This is a genomic window from Microcystis sp. M53598_WE2 (assembly GCF_030067735.1).
GTDB classification, from domain to species: Bacteria; Cyanobacteriota; Cyanobacteriia; order Cyanobacteriales; family Microcystaceae; genus Microcystis; species Microcystis aeruginosa.
The window spans coordinates 1-1,444 of record NZ_JASJFE010000126.1 but is presented as its reverse complement, the minus strand read 5'-3'; the positions used below and the strand labels follow the sequence as shown (position 1 = coordinate 1,444).

Below are 1,444 nucleotides of genomic sequence, written 5' to 3'. Positions count from 1 at the left end.
GTTTCGATCGCCCGGATCATTTCCTCGGCCAAATCGTCAAGGAAAGGACGCGCCTGATTTTCGGTGGGGACGATGTGATCGACGGTGGCAATAGTCCGTCCTGGAAATAATACTTTTAAACCCCTTTCTCTCAGCATCGAAAAAGCTTGCGGACTGGTGACTTCATGGACTAGATGCAGTCCGATGAATAATTGTGTCTGTCCACTGGGAAGAATCTTAACCGTGTGTGCGTCCCAGACTTTATCGAATAATGTTCTTGCGCTCATTGACCTTGGAATGATAGTCATCTCCTTGATCATATCAGCTAACCCTGGCCGATAAATATTAATTTTTTCTTTTCTCTTGGTTAGGAGGGATAATAGATAAATAGCTCAGTTTTTGCCAGATTAAAACCATCGGTTTTTGAGTAAAATAAAAGACTTTAGCCAATAACTATTTGAGTGATTACTTCTGCTCCTTACCCCCCGTTTCCTATAATCTTTCAAGAGGATTTAGTATAACATTCTCTTGATTTTACCCCAGAAGCCATAGCAATAAAAAATTTATTCTTTTCTTGTCACCGCTAAATTATGCTTGCTAACTCTCCTGTTCAGATAAATTTCTCCGAGAACAATTAATCCTAGAATCAGAGGTAAACTCAGCCATGCGCCTAGGTTTCCTAAGTAGTTAATACTAATATAGTAATACTCAAAGATTCTACCAAATTAACTAACAAGAGAGGTCATGGAAGTCTTACCGATATTCCTCATTGCCTTTTGCTATCAGACAACTAATACAACTAGCCATGATGATTAATCATACTCTTTTTTAGGCAACAGCAAAAAATCGTGGAGTTCAAAAGCGGGTTTCATCAATTTCCGTCTTAATACTAGGCAAATTCAAAAAAACCTTGATTGGCAAGCGCCCTTTACTTTATAGGAGCGACTAGCCCTAACAATGGAGCAATAAAATACTTAGTCGGCTTTCTTGTCATTTAGATTTCCCGCAAATTTTACCATCAATAGTAAGATAAGAGGGAGTTTCTTGTCTTGACCTATAAGTTTCCCCAGAGAAGCATGACAGTTTTAGTTATTGTAGCTCATCCCGACGATGAAGTCTTGGGCTGTGGTGGCACTGCCGCCGCTCTTGCCACTCAAGGCGTTGCCGTGTACCCTTGTATCTTATCTGGTCAGGTGGATGCCCGCCGTCAGCGTCCCGATTTGCCGGATTTATTGGAAGATATTAAGGCATCTAAAACTATAATTGGTTTTAAAAGCCCAATTTTGGGTAATTTTCCGAATATACAATTTAATAAGATTCCCCATCTAGAGCTAGTGCAGTTTATCGAGCAGGCCATCCAGCAAACTCAGGCAGATATTATCTTTACTCATCATCCTCACGATCTGAACAACGACCACCATCATACCTCGATCGCTTGTCAGGCAGCTGCCAGATTATTTCAGCG

The 1,444-nt window shown here is 40.7% G+C and carries 2 protein-coding genes and 1 pseudogene; 1 reads left to right on the top strand and 2 read right to left on the bottom strand.

Annotation, left to right across the window (positions count from 1 at the left end; all coding sequences use genetic code 11):
• The coding region (locus PX636_RS02890; protein WP_288116168.1) for an aconitase family protein at window positions 1–266 on the bottom strand (266 nt) is incomplete at its 3' end.
• A 276-nt stretch (window positions 267–542) separates the two neighbouring features.
• Window positions 543–677: pseudogene (locus PX636_RS22580) on the bottom strand (MraY family glycosyltransferase); the annotation flags it as partial.
• Between the two features lie 378 nt (window positions 678–1,055).
• On the opposite strand from PX636_RS22580, the gene PX636_RS02885 reads away from it, so the two are divergent.
• Window positions 1,056–1,444: PIG-L deacetylase family protein (locus PX636_RS02885; RefSeq protein WP_288116167.1), on the top strand; the 389-nt coding region annotated here is incomplete at its 3' end.